General features: G+C 63.1%; 15 protein-coding genes. 8 read left to right on the plus strand and 7 right to left on the minus strand.

Annotated elements, in window-relative coordinates:
* Positions 1 to 5: 5 nt before the first annotated feature.
* Both AC0L2R_RS25055 and argH read right to left on the minus strand, forming a co-directional pair.
* Positions 6 to 212, minus strand: coding sequence for a hypothetical protein (locus tag AC0L2R_RS25055; protein WP_473493850.1), 207 nt, complete (start codon positions 210 to 212; stop codon positions 6 to 8).
* 229 nt (positions 213 to 441) lie between these two features.
* Positions 442 to 1,842: an argininosuccinate lyase gene (argH, locus tag AC0L2R_RS25060; protein ID WP_473512147.1), complete on the minus strand. Its 1,401-nt coding sequence runs from the start codon at positions 1,840 to 1,842 to the stop codon at positions 442 to 444.
* Positions 1,843 to 1,876: 34 nt separating this feature from the next.
* Between argH and tlpA the strand changes: the two genes are divergently transcribed.
* The 5 genes from tlpA to AC0L2R_RS25085 all read left to right on the plus strand — a co-directional run bounded on the left by tlpA (position 1,877) and on the right by AC0L2R_RS25085 (position 7,015).
* Positions 1,877 to 2,563, plus strand: a complete 687-nt coding sequence (gene tlpA / locus AC0L2R_RS25065) for a thiol:disulfide interchange protein TlpA (protein ID WP_473512149.1) — start codon at positions 1,877 to 1,879, stop codon at positions 2,561 to 2,563.
* A 241-nt stretch (positions 2,564 to 2,804) separates the two neighbouring features.
* A complete protein-coding gene (gene ugpB, locus AC0L2R_RS25070; protein ID WP_473512150.1) occupies positions 2,805 to 4,115 on the plus strand; it encodes a sn-glycerol-3-phosphate ABC transporter substrate-binding protein UgpB in 1,311 nt (436 codons plus the stop codon).
* Positions 4,116 to 4,198: 83 nt separating this feature from the next.
* A complete protein-coding gene (ugpA, locus tag AC0L2R_RS25075; RefSeq protein WP_473512183.1) occupies positions 4,199 to 5,083 on the plus strand; it encodes a sn-glycerol-3-phosphate ABC transporter permease UgpA in 885 nt (294 codons plus the stop codon).
* Between the two features lie 8 nt (positions 5,084 to 5,091).
* Positions 5,092 to 5,940 (plus strand): sn-glycerol-3-phosphate ABC transporter permease UgpE, encoded by an 849-nt coding sequence (gene ugpE, locus AC0L2R_RS25080; protein ID WP_473512151.1) that lies wholly within the window; start codon positions 5,092 to 5,094, stop codon positions 5,938 to 5,940.
* A gap of 7 nt (positions 5,941 to 5,947) precedes the next feature.
* A complete protein-coding gene (locus AC0L2R_RS25085) occupies positions 5,948 to 7,015 on the plus strand; it encodes a sn-glycerol-3-phosphate import ATP-binding protein UgpC (protein WP_473512152.1) in 1,068 nt (355 codons plus the stop codon).
* Positions 7,016 to 7,054: 39 nt separating this feature from the next.
* Here the strand turns inward: AC0L2R_RS25085 and AC0L2R_RS25090 are convergent, their stop codons facing one another.
* The 3 genes from AC0L2R_RS25090 to AC0L2R_RS25100 form a co-directional block, all read right to left on the minus strand.
* Positions 7,055 to 8,137, minus strand: a complete 1,083-nt coding sequence (locus AC0L2R_RS25090) for an ABC transporter ATP-binding protein (RefSeq protein WP_473512154.1) — start codon at positions 8,135 to 8,137, stop codon at positions 7,055 to 7,057.
* Positions 8,134 to 9,720, minus strand: coding sequence for an ABC transporter permease (locus tag AC0L2R_RS25095; RefSeq protein ID WP_473512155.1), 1,587 nt, complete (start codon positions 9,718 to 9,720; stop codon positions 8,134 to 8,136). The genes AC0L2R_RS25090 and AC0L2R_RS25095 overlap by 4 nt, the downstream gene beginning before the upstream one ends.
* Before the next feature lie 175 nt (positions 9,721 to 9,895).
* A complete protein-coding gene (locus AC0L2R_RS25100) occupies positions 9,896 to 10,903 on the minus strand; it encodes an iron ABC transporter substrate-binding protein (RefSeq protein ID WP_473512157.1) in 1,008 nt (335 codons plus the stop codon).
* Positions 10,904 to 11,108: 205 nt separating this feature from the next.
* On the opposite strand from AC0L2R_RS25100, the gene AC0L2R_RS25105 reads away from it, so the two are divergent.
* Complete coding sequence (locus tag AC0L2R_RS25105) at positions 11,109 to 11,675, plus strand: sigma-70 family RNA polymerase sigma factor (protein ID WP_473512159.1); 567 nt, start codon at positions 11,109 to 11,111, stop codon at positions 11,673 to 11,675.
* A 1-nt stretch (position 11,676) separates the two neighbouring features.
* A complete protein-coding gene (locus AC0L2R_RS25110) occupies positions 11,677 to 12,315 on the plus strand; it encodes an NrsF family protein (protein WP_473512160.1) in 639 nt (212 codons plus the stop codon).
* A gap of 337 nt (positions 12,316 to 12,652) precedes the next feature.
* On the opposite strand, the gene AC0L2R_RS25115 is transcribed toward AC0L2R_RS25110, so the two are convergent.
* On the minus strand, positions 12,653 to 13,894 hold the full coding sequence (locus AC0L2R_RS25115) for a YcaO-like family protein (protein ID WP_473512161.1): 1,242 nt from the start codon (positions 13,892 to 13,894) through the stop codon (positions 12,653 to 12,655).
* 157 nt (positions 13,895 to 14,051) lie between these two features.
* Here AC0L2R_RS25115 and AC0L2R_RS25120 point away from each other — a divergent pair, with 157 nt between their 5' ends.
* The gene (locus tag AC0L2R_RS25120) at positions 14,052 to 15,779 is read left to right on the plus strand and encodes an adenylate/guanylate cyclase domain-containing protein (protein WP_473512162.1); all 1,728 of its coding nucleotides are present in this window, start codon (positions 14,052 to 14,054) and stop codon (positions 15,777 to 15,779) included.
* 6 nt (positions 15,780 to 15,785) lie between these two features.
* Here AC0L2R_RS25120 and AC0L2R_RS25125 read toward each other — a convergent pair whose 3' ends face one another.
* Positions 15,786 to 16,361, minus strand: coding sequence for a hypothetical protein (locus AC0L2R_RS25125; RefSeq protein WP_473512163.1), 576 nt, complete (start codon positions 16,359 to 16,361; stop codon positions 15,786 to 15,788).
* Positions 16,362 to 16,364: the final 3 nt, after the last annotated feature.

Here is a 16,364-nt window from a genome sequence, read left to right on the forward strand (position 1 = left end):
CGGCTCTAGATCAACGGGTCGAGAATGAACTTCTTGTCCTCGACCGGTTTTTCCGGCTCCGGCGGCACGGGCTGCTCTGCCTTTTGGGCATCCTTGCGCGCCTGCACGGCCGCCTCATAGGGCGTATCGAGCCCGGCTTTCCTGCCGCAGGCCGTTACGGATGCCAGCGCCGCCAGCAGCGTCAGCGTCACCAAAATCCTGCTTGCGGTCATCGATCCATCCGTCCGAAACTTTTGCCCGCCGCTTTTAGCCGAGTTTTTCCGGCATTGCACCTAGTGTGGTGGATTTGAAGTTCCCGGCATTGACGGCATTCGCGTTGAGGAACTTCAAATCCAAAAACCACACTAGAATTCATTGAATTACTCGTGCGGCTTTTGAATCCGAAATTCGCTCGCCGCGCTGCTCCAACGTGATGCGAATTTCGGATTCACCGCACGAGCATCACGCCCTCGCAATGCGCTTTTTCCAGTAGCGGATCTGCTTCCTCACTTCCGATGGCGCGGTGCCGCCGAAGCTCGTGCGGCTCTTCACCGAGTTCTGCACGGCAAGCACGGAAAACACGTCCGCCGTGATGCCGGGGTGAATGGATTGCAAGTCTTCCAGCGGCAGCCTGTCGAGCCCGATCTTCTTCTCTTCGGCCAGCGCTACCGCGCGGCCGGTGACATGATGCGCCTCGCGGAACGGCAGGCCGAGGCTGCGCACCAGCCAGTCGGCGAGATCGGTCGCGGTCGCATAGCCTGACCCGGCGGCCTTCCTCATGGCGGCGGCATTCACCGTCATGTCGCGCACCATGCCGGTCATCGCCGCCAGCATCAGGTCGAGCGTCTCGGCGGCGTCGAACACGGATTCCTTGTCTTCCTGCATGTCCTTGCCGTAGGTCAGCGGCATGCCCTTCATGACAGTCAGCAGGCCGACCAGATGGCCGGTGACGCGGCCGGTCTTGCCGCGCACCAGCTCGGCGGCGTCGGGGTTCTTTTTCTGCGGCATGATCGAGGAGCCGGTGGAGAATGAGTCCGACAGCCTGACGAAGCCGAATTGCGGCGTCGACCAGATGATGATTTCTTCGGCTAGCCGCGACAGATGCGTCGCGCAGATCGCCGCCAGCCCCAAAAACTCGAGCGCGAAATCGCGGTCCGAAACGCTGTCGAGGGAATTGCGCATCGGCTCACGGAAGCCGAGCGCCCTGGCCGTCTGGTGCCGGTCGATCGGAAAGCTGGTGCCGGCAAGCGCGGCCGCACCGAGCGGGCTTTGGTCCATCCGTTCGATCGCGTCGCGAACACGCGACAGGTCGCGCGAAAACATCTCGACATAGGCCATGCAGTGATGGCCGAAGGTTACCGGCTGCGCCGCCTGCATGTGGGTGAAGCCCGGCATTACCGTTGCCGCATGCTCCTCGGCCCGCTCCAGGAACGCCGTAATCAGGCCCTTCAGCGCCTCGGCGACGCGAAAGCACTCGTCCTTGACCCATAGCCTGAGATCGACCGCCACCTGGTCGTTGCGCGAACGGGCGGTATGCAGGCGGCCGGCAGCCGGGCCGATCAGCTCGGCAAGGCGGGCCTCGACATTCATGTGGATGTCTTCCAGCCTGGTCGAGAACTCGAACGTGCCGGCTTCGATTTCTGCCAGGATCGTGTTCAGCCCGTGAGCGATTTTTTCTTGATCGGCCGCCGAAATAATGCCGGTTTGCGCCAGCATCTCGCTGTGGGCGATCGAGCCTCTGATATCCTGCGCGTAGAGTTTGCGGTCGAACGAGATCGACGCGTTGATCGCTTCCATGATCGCGGCCGGACCCGAGGCAAAACGTCCGCCCCACATCTGGTTGCTGGCCTTCTTGTCGCTCATCGCTATAACCCGTGCTTCCGGAGCAGTTTTAAAAATGGCAGACGGCAATCGATTTTTCCCGGCCCCGCGCCTCATCCTCGCCGCTTTGGTGGCAGGCGTGCTTGCCGGCGCGGTCGCGGTATATGTCAGCGAAAGCGGTTCTGGCAACAACGCCCCCGCTCAAGTCGCCGTTGGCGACAGCAAGGACGATGTCGCCTGCGCCGCCAAGGCCGACCGCGCCAAGACGGTCGCGGCGGCTGCCACCGGCCAGGTTGCAGCACTTTTGCCGGCCGATCCGCCGCAATCGCTGAAGGGTCTTGCCTTCAACAGCCCCGACGGCAAGCCGATGACGCTCGCCGACCATGCCGGCAAGACGGTGCTGCTCAATCTGTGGGCGACATGGTGCGCGCCTTGCCGCGCCGAAATGCCGGCGCTCGACGCGCTGCAGAACGAAATGGGCAGCGATGCTTTCGAGGTCGTCGCGGTCAATGTCGATGCCGGCGACGACGCTAAACCGAAGAAGTTCCTCGAGGAGACCGGCGTCAAGGCGCTCGGCTACTACCGTGATTCGACGATGGCGCTGTTCAACGATCTCAAGACACGCGGCCTGGCGCTCGGCCTGCCGGTCACCACGCTGATCGACTCGGAAGGCTGCCTGATTGCCCACATGAACGGCCCGGCCGAATGGTCGAGCCCCGACGCCAGGCGGCTGGTCGAGACGGCGCTCGGCAAGTCGGACTAACGCATGTCGCGCAATAGTGCGCTCTTTAGGAGGCGCCGGCGATTGCCGGTCGTCATCGTTGTTCGATTGGTAAGCCGGCTTTTCAATTGCTTTCCATCGGCTCTCATCTCGAAGCGCACGCCACTTTAAGTGGAAATCAAGTTCATCGGTCCGCAACAAAACCGTTGTCCAATTGTCACGGGCGGCACATATTGGCTTTGCGAGAGTGCCCCTTTCGCCAATGACAAACGGGAGATGAAACATGAAGTTCTTCGGCTTCGCGGCCGGTGTCGCCGCCACCTTGACCCTGCTTTCCACCACCTCCGCCTTCGCCGTCACGCAGATCAGCTGGTGGCACGCCATGACCGGCGCCAACGCCGAGGTCGTCGGCAAGATCTCCAAGGATTTCAACGGCAGCCAGAGCGACTATGAGCTGGTTCCGGTGTTCAAGGGCACCTATCCGGAGACGCTGAACGCCGGCATCGCCGCTTTCCGCGCTGGCCAGGCGCCCGACATCCTCCAGGTGTTCGACGTCGGCACCGGCGTGATGATGGCGGCCGAGGGTGCGATCAAGCCGGTGGCCGAGGTGATGACCGGTGCCGGGATGACCTTCGACAAGAGCCAGTACCTGCCCGGTATCGTCGGCTATTATTCGAAGCCGGACGGCACCATGCTGTCCTTTCCCTACAACTCCTCCTCGCCGATCCTCTATTACAACAAGGATATCTTCCAGAAGGCCGGCCTCGACGTGAACAACCCGCCCAAGACCTGGAACGAGGTGTGGGAAGCCGCCAAGAAGATCAAGACGAGCGGCGCCGCCCCTTGTGGCTATACCTCGACCTGGCTGACCTGGATCCATCTGGAGAATTTTGCGGCGTGGAATGATGTGTCGTGGGCGACCCAGCAGAACGGTCTGGCCGGCGGTGATGTCGAACTCAAGATCAACGCGCCGATTTTCGTCAACCACTTCCAGGCGCTCGCAGACCTCGCCAAGGACGGCACATTCAAATATGGCGGGCGTACCTCCGAAGCCAAGCAGATCTTCCTCGCCGGCGAATGCGGCATCTTCACCGAATCGTCGGGCGGCCTCGGCGACATCGTCAAGTCCGGCATGAACTATGGCATCGGCCAGCTTCCCTACGACAGCGACGCCAAGGGCGCACCGCAGAACACCACGCCGGGCGGCGCCAGCCTGTGGGTGTTCGGCGCCAAGTCGGACGAGCAATACAAGGGCGTTGCGGCATTCTTCGCCTACCTGTCCAAGACCGATGTGCAGGAATATCTGCACCAGAAGTCGGGATACCTGCCGGTGACGCTCGCTGCCTACGAGGCGACCAAGAAATCGGGCTTCTATGACAAGAACCCCGGCCGTGAGACACCCATCCTGCAGATGACGGGCAAGGCGCCGACCGACAACTCGAAGGGCGTGCGCCTGCCGAACTTGCCGCAGGTGCGCGATATCCAGAACGAGGAGTTCGAGAAGATGCTGGCCGGCCAGCAAACCGCTCAGCAGGCGCTTGATAACGCGGTCACGCGCGGCAACGCCGCAATCAAGGAAGCGCTGGAGAACTGACGGGATTATCTCGGTTGGTGTCTGTTTGAATATCGCCCACGCGAGCTCGCGTGGGCGTCCCCGAGATAGCGAAGGAAATCAGCCTGTCTCCCCGCGTCGTCTTTCCCAACAAGATCCTGCCCTACCTGCTGGTGGCGCCGCAACTCGCCATAACACTGGTTTTCTTCTACTGGCCGGCTGGTCAGGCGCTTTACCAGTCGATGCTCAGGCAGGATCCGTTCGGGCTGAGGACCAGGTTCGTCTGGTTTGCCAATTTCCGCAAGGTGCTGGCCGATCCGGCCTACCTCAATTCGATCAAGGTCACCGTGGTGTTCTCGCTTGCGACCGCGATCGTCGCGATGTGCGTGGCGCTTTTGCTTGCGGTCATGGCCGAGAAGGCGGTGCGCGGCAAAGGCCTCTACCGCACGCTGTTGATATGGCCTTATGCCGTGGCGCCGGCGATTGCCGGCATGCTGTGGCTGTTTCTGTTCAATCCTTCGATCGGCTCGTTGGCGTATTTGCTGAGAAGCCTCGGCATCGCATGGGATCCGCTGCTCAACGGAACCCACGCCATGATCCTGCTTGTGTCGGCGGCTGCCTGGAAGCAGATCAGCTACAATTTCCTGTTCTTCGTCGCCGGTCTGCAGGCAGTGCCGAAAACGCTGATCGAGGCGGCGGCCATGGACGGCGCCGGCGAGACCAAGCGCTTCTGGACCATCGTCTTCCCGCTGCTCGCGCCGACCACCTTTTTCCTGCTGGTCGTCAACACCGTCTATGCCCTGTTCGACACGTTCGGCATCGTTCATGCCGTCACCGGCGGCGGGCCGGGCAAGGCGACCGAGACGCTGGTCTACAAGGTCTACAATGACGGCTTCGTCAATCTGGTCCTGGGCGACTCGGCGGCGCAGTCGGTCATCCTGATGGCGATCGTCATTGCGCTCACCGCCATCCAGTTCCGCTACGTGGAACGCAAAGTCCACTACGGTTGAGGGCAGCGATGATCGGCCAGTCCCCGCTCCGCACTTTCATCGCCCATGCCGTGCTGATCCTCGGCATATTGATCGTGGCTTTCCCGATCTACTACACGTTCGTTGCCTCGACGCACACGCTGCAAACCATCCTCAGGCCGCCGCTGCCGCTCTTGCCCGGCGGCCAGCTCTGGAACAACTACAGCGAGGCGCTGTTCGGCGGCATTGGCCGCATCGGCGGTGTCAGCGTCGGCCAACTGCTCCTCAGCACCACGATCATGGCGCTCGGCGTTGCGGTGGGAAAGATCTGCATCTCGATCCTGTCGGCCTATGCGATCGTGTTCTTCCGCTTTCCCCTGCGCATGACCTTCTTCTGGCTGATCTTCATCACCTTGATGCTTCCGGTGGAAGTGCGCATCCTTCCGACCTACAAGGTGATGGTCGATCTCGGCATGATCGACACCTATGCCGGCCTGATCATCCCGCTGATCGCCTCGGCCACCGCGACGCTGCTGTTCCGCCAGTTCTTCATGACCATACCGGGCGAATTGGTCGAGGCGGCGCGCGTCGACGGCGCCGGGCCATGGCGCTTCTTCTTCGATATCCTGTTGCCATTGTCGCGCACCAACATCGCGGCGCTGTTCGTGATCCTCTTCATCTACGGCTGGACGCAGTATCTTTGGCCGCTGCTGGTCACCAACAGCAACGACATGAACACCATCGTCATCGCGTTGAGAAAGATGGTTTCCTTTGCCGATGCCGATACCGAATGGCACCTGGTCATGGTCACCGCGATGCTGGCCATCGTGCCGCCGATCCTGGTGGTGGTGCTGATGCAACGCTGGTTCGTGCGCGGCCTGGTCGAATCCGAAAAGTGAGAAGCTGATGGCGACCGTCGATCTGAAGGACGTGAAGAAGGTCTATCCCAGCGGCGTCGAAGCCGTGAAGGGGGTCTCCATCGCCATTCCCGACAAGGAGCTTTGCGTGCTGGTCGGCCCCTCCGGTTGCGGCAAGTCGACGCTGCTGAGGATGATCGCCGGGTTGGAGACCATTTCCGCCGGCACAGTCGCCATCGACGGCAAGGTGGTCAACGCCATCGGCCCGACCGAGCGCGACATCGCCATGGTGTTCCAGAACTACGCGCTTTACCCGCATATGAAAGTCTATGACAACATGGCCTATGGCCTGCGCAATCGCGGCACGCCGAAGGACGAGATCGACAGCAGGGTGCGTTCGACCGCCAAGGTGCTGGAGCTTTCGGCGCTGCTCGACCGGCGGCCGCGCGAGCTTTCCGGCGGCCAGCGCCAGCGTGTCGCCATGGGCCGCGCCATCGTGCGCAATCCGAAAGTCTTCCTGTTCGACGAGCCGCTCAGCAATCTCGATGCCAAATTGCGCGGGCAGATGCGGGTCGAGATCAAGAACTTGCAGCGCACGCTCGGCGTCACCTCGGTCTATGTCACCCACGACCAGCTCGAGGCGATGACGCTGGCCGACATCCTTGTTGTCATGAACGCCGGACTGGTCGAGCAAACCGGCGCGCCGCTCGACGTCTACGAAAAGCCGGCCTCGATCTTCGTCGCTTCCTTCATCGGCGCGCCGCCGATGAACCTCCTGGCGCTGACCGGAAGTTCCTCAGGCCCGATACTGGGTGACGGCACCGCGATCGGCTTTGCGGCTCCCGGAACGCAAGCCGTGACGCTGGGGTTTCGCCCTGAAGATGCCGACGTCACCTTCAATGCGGAGGCGCTGCCCGGTGCGCTCGTCCTGCCGGCGGCAGTCGAAGCGGTCGAGCCGGTCGGGGCCGAAAGCTTTCTTCACTGCGCCGCAGCCGGCAGCCGTATCATCGTGCGCGTCTCAGGGCGCGCCACCGCAAAGCCCGGCGACCAGTTGCGTGTCGTGGCCATTGCCGAAAAGCTGCACTGGTTCGATCAGGCCGGCAAGCGGGTCGATTGAAGCCGGCCTGTCGGCCTGATCGGCGCGCTACCCGAGCGTTCAGGCAAACACATGCGCCTTGCCCGACACCGTCAGTCGGACGATCTCGCCAACCACCGGTGTGTCCATGCCTGGCTTGCGCATGACCAGTGGCGTGTTGCCGATCGCGGCTGCGTCCGGCGGATCGGGACTGTTCAAGAGCCGCACCGCGATGGTGCACATCGAGCCGGCGAATTCGGATTCCGTCACCTCGCCGAACAGCATGTCCGGCGTGCCCGACATACCTTCGCGCGATGTCCGCTTCAACAGCACCTGTTCCGGCCGCAGCATGATGCGGACGAGATCGCGCCGATCGGTGCTGTCGACGGCGATGCGGCCGAGAGGCGAGCTGGCGAAGCCGTCCGCGATCGTGGCCGGCAGGATGATGGCGTCGCCGAGGAATTCGGCGACCATCCGGTCCTTCGGCTTGAGATAAAGCTCGCGCGGCGTGCCGACCTGCGAGAATTTGCCGTCGCGCATCACCGCGACCTGGCTGGCAAAGGACAGCGCCTCGGCCTGGTCGTGCGTGACCAGGATCGTGGTGATGCCGGCGGCCTCCAGAAGCTCGGCCACCGCCTTGCGCATCGAGGCGCGCAGGCCGGTATCGAGCGCCGAGAACGGTTCGTCGAGCAGCATCAGCCGCGGCTTCATGGCCATGGCGCGGGCCAGCGCCACACGCTGCTGCTGGCCGCCTGAGAGCTCGTGCGGCCGCCGTTTCAGGATCGCCTTGTCGAGCCCGACGATATAGGCGAGCTCGGCGATACGCTCGCTGCGCTTGTCCTGGTGATGCTGCATGCCGAAACCGATATTGGCGGCGATGCTCAGATGCGGGAACAGGGCGCCGTCCTGCGCCACCACGCCGATGCCGCGCCGATATGCCGGCACGGCAGCGCCGCCATTGGCCAGCACCTCGCCGTCGAGCACGATGCGACCCTGGTCCGGCGCTTCGAAGCCGGCGATCAACCGCAGCAGGGTCGTCTTGCCGCAGCCGGACGGCCCGACGATCGCCGTGCGACTGCCGCTGGCCACGCTGAGGTCGACGCCGGCCAGTGCGGCCACCGGGCCGTAGTGCTTGTGCACATCGGTGAGTTCGAGGAAGCTCATCGCCCGGCCATCCGCTTCGACTGGACGTAGAGCAGCCAGGTCAGCGGCAGCGACATCGCCACCATGATGAGCGCATAGGGTGCGGCGGACGCATAGTCGATCTCGCCGCTGTGGGCCCAGAACGCCATCGCCAGCGTGCGGGTGCCGTTGGGCGCCAGCATCTGGGTGGCGGTCAATTCGTTCATGATGCCGAGCGCCACCAGCGCCATGCCCGCCGCGGCCCCCGGCGCCGACAGGCGGATCGTCGTCGACCACAGCGCCCTGAGCGGTGACCGGCCGAGACTGGCGGCGGCGCGCTCGAGCTCGACCGGCGCCTGCGCGATCGACGCGCGCAGGCTGATCAGGGCGCGCGGCAGGAACATCAACGCATAGGCAACGAGGATCGTGAACAGGGTCTGATAGAGCGGCAGAGCGATGCGTACCGTGATGGTGACCAGTGCCAGCGCCACGACGACGCCTGGCAGCGAGCCGACGATGTAGTTGCAGCCCTCCAGAAGGCGCTGCAGCGGCCCCGGTGCGCGGATCGAGATCCAGGCCATCGGCATGGCGGCGATTGTGGCGAGCACGGCGCCGGCGAGCGCCAGGAACAGGGTCTGGCCGAGCGCCAGGCCGATCTCATCGAGGCGCCAGACATCGGCGCCGCCGGCCACAAGCCAGCGGCCGATGGTGACGAACGGCACGCCAAGCGCCAGCAGCGCGGTGACGACGGGCAGAGCCAAGCACGGGATGGTGGCGCGGCCGAGCCTTGTGCGTTGCTGCTGCCGCGCGGCGCCCGAGCCGACGCGGGCATAGCGCTCCTCGCCGCGCACCAGCACTTCGATCCCGAGCAGCACGAAACAGCATGTCACCAGCACCGCAGCCAGCATGTTGGCGGCGGGGCCGTTGAAGGTCGACTGGAACTGGTCGACTATCGCCGTCGTGAAGGTATCGAAGCGGATGAACACGTAGAGGCCGTACTCGGCCAGGAGATGCAGGCCGACCAGCAGCGAGCCGCCGCAGACGGCGAGCCTGAGTTGCGGCAGCACGACCCGCCGGAACACGCGCCATGGCCCGAGGCCGACGGCTGCCGCGGCATCTTCGAGAGCAGGATCGAGCCGGCGCAAGGCTGCCGCCACCGGCAGATAGAGGAACGGGAAATAGGCGACGACGGAAACCAGTACGCCGGCCCACAGCCCGTGCAGTCCCGGCACCAGGGTAATCCAGGCGTAGCTGTGGACGAAGGCGGGGATGGCGAGCGGCGCCACCGACAGCCAGGCCCACAACCGGGCACCGGGAAGGCTGCTGCGTTCGGTCAGCCAGGCCAGCGCCACCGAGAGCACGATGCAGATCGGCACCGCCAGCACCACCAAAAGCAGGGTGTTGACCAGGAGCTCGCCGACACGTGGCCGGAAGACCAGTGCCGATACGGTGTCCCAGCCGGTCTGCACGGCAATCCAGATGATGAAGGCGAGCGGCAGCAGCGAGAACAGTGAGACCAGGATGGCGGCGAGCGAAATCCAGGATATCGGCCGCCGGCGCCTCCAATGCACAGCCACCATGCCGGTCGGCAAGCCTGAACGTGCAAGGTCGGCCGCAGGCAGCATCAGCTCAGACGCCGAGCCGTTGCCGCCCGGTGGCGGAAACGATCGCAGAGCCGCAAACACGGCCAAAAACGCAGCTTGTCGTCATGGACGAATGCCACCTCGAAAAACAGAGCGCTCCTGCGGAAGCGAATTCCCGCAGGAGCGCAGTCGGCTGCCGTTTTAGGACGAACGCGAACTAAAGCAAGCCGGCTGCCGTCATCAGGTCGGTCACCTTCCTGGAGTTCAGCGTCGTCGCGTCGACCTTCGGCGCCTGCAGATCGGCCAGCGGCACCAGCGCCGGATTGGACTCCGCGCCCTTGCCGACCGCGTATTCGAAGGAATTGCCGGTCTTCAGCACGTCCTGACCACCCTTGCCGGTCACCCATTTCAGGAAGGCCTGGGCTTCCTTCGGGTGCTTGCTGGAGGCCAGCACGCCCCCGCCGGAAACCGAGACGAAGGCGCCCGGATCCTGGTTCTTGAAATAGTGCAGCCCGACGTTCTTGCTGTTCTCGCCGGTCTTGGCCTGGTCGCCGTAGTAATAATAGTGATAGATCACGCCGCCATCGACCTCGCCGGCATTGACCGCCTTCATCACCGTGCTGTTGCCTTTGTAGGCGGTGAAGTTCTCCTTCATCGCCTTCAGCCAGTCGGCCGTTGCGGTCTCACCCCTAAGCTGCAAAAGCGCGCTGACGATCGCCTGGAAATCGGCGCCTGACGGCGAAGCGGCCCAGCGTCCCTTCCAGCTCGGATCGGCGAGTCCAAGCAGCGACTTGGGCAACTGCTCGGCGGTCAGCTTGGTCTTGTTGTAAGCAAAGACGGTGCTGCGCGCGGCGATGCCCACCCACTTGCCGCTGGCCGGCTGGTACTCCTTGGGAATCTGCGCCAGCGTGTCGGCGTCGACCGGCGCGAACAGGCCTGATGACTCGACCAGCACCATGGCGGGTGAGTTTTCCGTCAGGAACACGTCGGCCGGCGAGGCGGCGCCTTCGGCAACGATCTGGTTGGAAAAATCGCTGTCGCCGCCGTGGCGAACGGTGACCTTGATGCCGGTTTCCTTGGTGAAACCTTCCACCCAGGCATTGGTCAGGCTCTCATGCTGGGCATTGTAGACGACGATGCCGCTGTCCTGGGCCATAACCGGGCTGGCGACCAGGCTGATTGCAAGTGCTGTGGCTCCGACAAGGACGGAAAGAGCATGTTTCATGGACGTCATCCCGCTCGATCGCGATGGTTTTGGCTTAGCATGGCTGCACTATCAATTCCTGATCGGTGTAGTCAACATTGGTGAGCTGCGTAATCGGCGACGGAGGTGAAACCTTCGTGATATTCCTTACTTTGGCTTGGACATTATTTCGCCGGCCACGTAACAAAACAGCGCCGAGGCGCGAACTATCGGGGAGTGAACTCTTGTGACCGGCAAGGACGAGGCCGAGCTTTCCCGGCTGATGCGGGCCGCGATCGCCGGAGATGAAAGGGCTTACGCCGACTTTCTGCGCCGGACGGCTGCTCTGGTTCGCGGCTTCATCAGGCGCAAGATCGTTCAGGGCGGGGTCGATCCCGAGGATGTCGTGCAGGAAACCTTGCTGGCCATTCATGTGAAGCGGCATACCTGGCGCCAGGATTTGCCTGTGCTGCCCTGGGTGTACGCAATAGCGCGCTTCAAGCTGATCGACGCCTTCCGACGGCGCGGCCGGCGCATCGAGATCGAGATCGACGAGATCGCAGAAACCTTCGCCGAACCGGAGGCCGAGACGGTCAGCGAGCGCGACATCAATCGGGCCCTGGACGGCCTGCCGCCGGCGCAGCGTTCGGTGGTTTCGTCGGTGTCGGTCGAAGGCCGTTCCATCGGCGAGACGGCAGTGAGGTTCGGCATCAGCGAGACTGCGGTGCGCGTGTCGTTGCATCGCGGTCTCGCAGCCATTGCCAAACGGTTCGGGGCCAGAGGGTTCGGGGCCAGAGGGTTCAGGCGGGAATGACATGAGGACCGACGATCTCATCAAGGCGCTCGACGCCGATGCCCGCAGCACGGCGACGCCGCTTGGCGCGGCCTGGTGGATAGGCGCAGGTGCGGCTACGCTGATCGCGGCGGTCATGTTCTGGCTGGCGGTCGGCCCACGCACTGACATCGCCACCGCCATGTATACGACGCGTTTCGTTGCCAAGTTTGTGTTCACGATGGCTCTGGCGGCCAGCGCCTTCGCCTTGATCCGCGCCCTGTCGACACCCAGTGCAGCGACGGGCAGGGCGGCGGCCTGGATGATTGCCGCACCACTGCTGGTGGCCGTGGCGGTCGGTCTGGAACTCCTTTTGGTGCCTGCGGCCGACTGGGGCAGGCGGCTGGTCGGCAGCAACATGCTTATCTGCCTGACCTTCATTCCGCTGATCGGCATCGGTCCGCTTGCCGTCTTCCTGGCGGTGCTGCGCTATGGCGCGCCGACGCGGCCGGTGCTTGCCGGAGCCGTGGCGGGCCTGCTCGCCGGCGGGCTGGCGGCAACTTTCTATGCCGCACACTGCTTCGACGATTCGCCGCTTTTCGTTGCCACCTGGTATACGATCGCGATTGCCATCCTCGCCACGCTCGGCGCGCTCGGCGGGCGGCTTTTCGTGCGCTGGTAGGGACCGCACGCGATGGGAGAGCGTGGTGCTCTAACGTCAAAACTCGTTCATTCTGAACGATCTAGTTCGACCCGTCGCGGCCTTTCGTTCGGAGAACTTCTACGGCAACCCCGACCCGAAGCAGACTCGCAGACGGAGCCGTGCATGACGGCATTGCGCCTAATCTCGGCCCTTCGAGCCGCCGCCACTGCCCAACCGCAGACGTACCCTGTAGGTCCACGTTGCGCCAAGAGTAGTCGTCAAAGCGAGTCGGACCGTTGCTGACGTTCCCTGACCGACCGTACTGCCCCGCCGAACCTCCAAGCTCTTTCCGTTGAAGCTGCCCGGCCGACGTGGATCAGAAGGGAAAGGGCTCGCCAAACAGGACCACGGTTACCTCGGGCTTCAGATCCAGTTGCAGAGGGACATCATAGAGCCTTCCGCCGTCGAATCTTGGCTTGGTATGGCGAAGTCCCGGCACGAACACTCGTATAACCGGAGGCGTGTCAACCGTCAGGTCGATCGCGAAGATCTCGAGTTGCCGCACGCAGGCCATTTCGACACAGGATTGCCAATCAAGTTGCAACGCGTTTGACGATGCCTGAACTGGGGGACCGCCAGACAAGTGCGGCTGGTGAATAGTGGCCTCCAGATGCCAACGGTAGAGTCGTCCCGCCCGCGAGCTGAATTTCGCTGTCCCAGAGAAGACGGCGGCCCTCAGCAGAGCGAGATTTGCCTCGCACTCTGCAAGCTCGCCCACTGCACGTCGAGCCGCCTCCAGCGTAGATCGGCCGGCGGCGAAGCCGAGGGCGACTTCACCTCCTTTGAAGTCATGAGAAATGGCAGCGACAATGGGGACCGGCACGTCGAGCGTGAGGTGCAGCAGATGCAATTTGCGATCCTGTGACTGCAGCCAACGCGCGTATTGCGACACCAGTCCATCGCCGAGCGACGGCAGGTCGATCCGCGGCAAAACTAAGCGATTATACCACCATATTGCCGTTGCGTCGCGCTCGACGACTTCGCAGAAGCCGCGCACGGCCGCGTCCTGGAGGCTCGATCCAGCGGCTACACCATTCGAGTCGGCCAGTGCAAGTCCGGCCGCTCCAGTGTTCGGGTAGCCGAGAAAGCACAATCCGGCTGGCAGCCATGCCACGCTGGTGCTGAAGCGCGGATCGCTTTGAATCCAGTCGAGCGGCCGCGATCTCTTCCACCGGACCGGGATCATAGTGTGATCCTCGGCATGCCGGCTCCACCGCAGCCGGCCCTGATACTGCGCCTCGCTAAAAAGCATGAGCCTTGGCGGCTCGACGACGCGCCCGGGCATTTCGCTGGCGGGGCCCCGGACGATGCGTCCCTCTGGAGCCATCTGCGCGAAGTAGGTCTCGTCGGCCTCGTGCCGACATCTGGCTGCCGCCTCTTCAAAGGTCGTGCCCCATCCCGTCACAAACCGAGGAGTTGGGTCATCCTCGCGTATCGCTCGGGCGCGGCCCGCCGCAACAGTGACCGGACACCCAAGCGTGGGATCGGTGATCATAATTGGGCCGTAGATCAGACTGGAGGTCCCGCCCCCTGCCTCCAGCGCATTGTGGTCCGGCACTATCGACTTTCCATTCGGCCCGCCATTTCATGCCTCTGACTGCGGTACAGGCGCTCATGCACAGGCTGACACGCATCACAGAATGATGCAAACTGCTGCAAGATAAGCTTCAGCTAATGGACCTCCACGTCAACGAAGCTTACCTGTCAAGGTACCGATGGAAGCGGGTGACAACAATCTGCAGCGACGTGCGGCGGCCATCCTTGCCGCGGACGTGGTCGGCTATTCGTCGCTCATGGCCCGGGACGAAGAAGGCACCTTTGCGCTAGTCAGGCGCCTGTTGCGCGACGAAATCGGCCCCACGATCAAGCGGCATGACGGACGCGTTGTGAGGACGGCCGGCGATGGCATCCTCGCCGAATTTCCGAGCGCTGTCGGGGCAGTCCGGTCCGCAGTGGAGGTCCAGGAGCAGCTAGCCCGCCAGGCCTCCCGGGAAATCACGCTCCGGATCGGCATCAATTTCGGCTATATCATAGTCGATGCCGAGGGCGACGTATTTGGGGACGGGGTCAACATAGCCGCGCGTCTGGAACAGATCGCCGGCCCTGGCGGCATATGTCTTTCCGGCAAGGTGCATGAAGAAGTTCGCGACGCGCTTCGGTTGCCGTATGAATACGCAGGCGAACAGCCCCTCAAGAATATTCCCCGCCCGGTACCCGTCTATTCGCTGTTTCAGAAGCCGAAAGGGCTACCGCAGAGATCGGATGGTCACCCGGCAAGCCAGAACAAGCCCTTGATACTCATCCGCCCATTTACGAGCGCGGGCGACGTACAGCCCTATCTCAGCGATGGATTCACCGAGGACGTCGTCACTGAGCTGACACGGTTTACGCAGCTGAGGGTGGCGTCCCACCACGCGTCGGCGCGACTCAAGGATGTGCCCCTCGCCACCCTTGTTGCGGATTTCGACGTGGATTTCGTCATCGAAGGGGCCATCCGCCGAATGGGGCGGCGAATTCGCATTTCCTGCGAGCTTGTAGACCCGGCCTCCGGGGACTGTCTGTGGGCCGAGCACTACGACGGCGAGGAGCAGGACATCTTCGACGTTCAGGATGGACTGGTCAGAATGATCGTCGGAACTGTCATCGGCCGCCTCAAGGCAGCAGGCGCCGAGAGAGCGCGCCGCAAACCGCCGGCGAACCTTGCGGCTTACGAGTGCGTGCTTCAAGGCAACGCCTTGCCCTTGGGCGATATTGCGGCGGAAGCGGAGGCCCGGCAGTGGTATGAGCGGGCCATTGAGCTCGATCCGACCTACGGACGTGCCTACGCCAAGCTTGCCCACTGCAAGCAGCTGGAGTGGTTTCGCGACGTGGGACCTTCGGACGCCGTTCTCAATGAAGCCCACGCGATGGCGAAGAAGGCCGTCCTGCTTTCTCCCAACGATCCTGTCTGCCTCAACATCCTGGGTTGGATCCTCATCCACCTCCGCGATTTCGACGTGGCAGCTCAGCTCTACGCGCGTACTCTCGAACTCAATCCGAATGACCCCGAGCAGGTCTCATATCTTGGGACATACTACACATTTGCCGGCGAGCCCGACTCTGCATTGCAGTGGTTCGAACGGGCTAAGGTGCTCGACCCTCTCTACGAGCCTTCGTGGTTCTGGCCGTTCCGCGGCCTTGCCCTCTTTGTTACCCACCGTTTCGAACCGGCTGTCGTGGCGCTGAGCCGCTCGTCGACCATGCCGATCTGGGTGAACGTCTATCTGGCTGCCGCGAATGCCCTGCTCGGGCGAAGCGCGGAGGCGGGCTCATTTGTATCCGTCGTGCTGAAAGACGCGCCGTCCTTCTCGGCGGTCCGGTTCGCCAGCAAGGAACCTTACCGGCTGGAGGAGGACCGTAACCTGCTGCTCAAGGGCATGCGGAAAGCAGGGTTGCCGGAGTAGGTAGGCTTAGCGGCAGCCGAATAGAACGGCGGTGGCAAGCTCGTCGTGATAATGCCTGCCTTGGCCGTAGCGGTGATATTCGCGGAGATACTCGATAAGGTCGCCCCGAGTCAGGACGTCTTCCGGAAGGCGGGGGACCGCAACGTTGATCAACTTAGGCCCGTCCAGATGGACTTCGACCGTCACGCCGTCTTCCACAATATCTTCCAACACGATCTTGAGGTCACGTTTCAAGTCTGCATAAGCTGCGGCATCGGGGATGGCTTCACCGTTTTCCAGGCTGTCGCCTGTATAATTTACGTCCTGCCCGCCGTAATCTTCTAGAACCAACTTTTGTGAGTGCTGCACCGTTACCGTTGTGGAGCGCACTCGGATTCCCTCGATAACGGCGTTGGATCCTCGCCGAAGCCTGACATTGCTACCAACGGCAAAAGCCGCCCGATCAATAGTGATCGTTAGCGGGTTTCGGTCGTCCATGGTCAGGATGGTTGCTGAAGCAGGCAAAAGCTTGAGCCAAGCCCCAATGATCGCCGCGCCGATCTCTTGCGCTTGCCGGCCGTCCTTCAGTGCTACCTTGGGCATAGC

The sequence above is a fragment of the Mesorhizobium sp. WSM4820 genome, assembly GCF_055811075.1.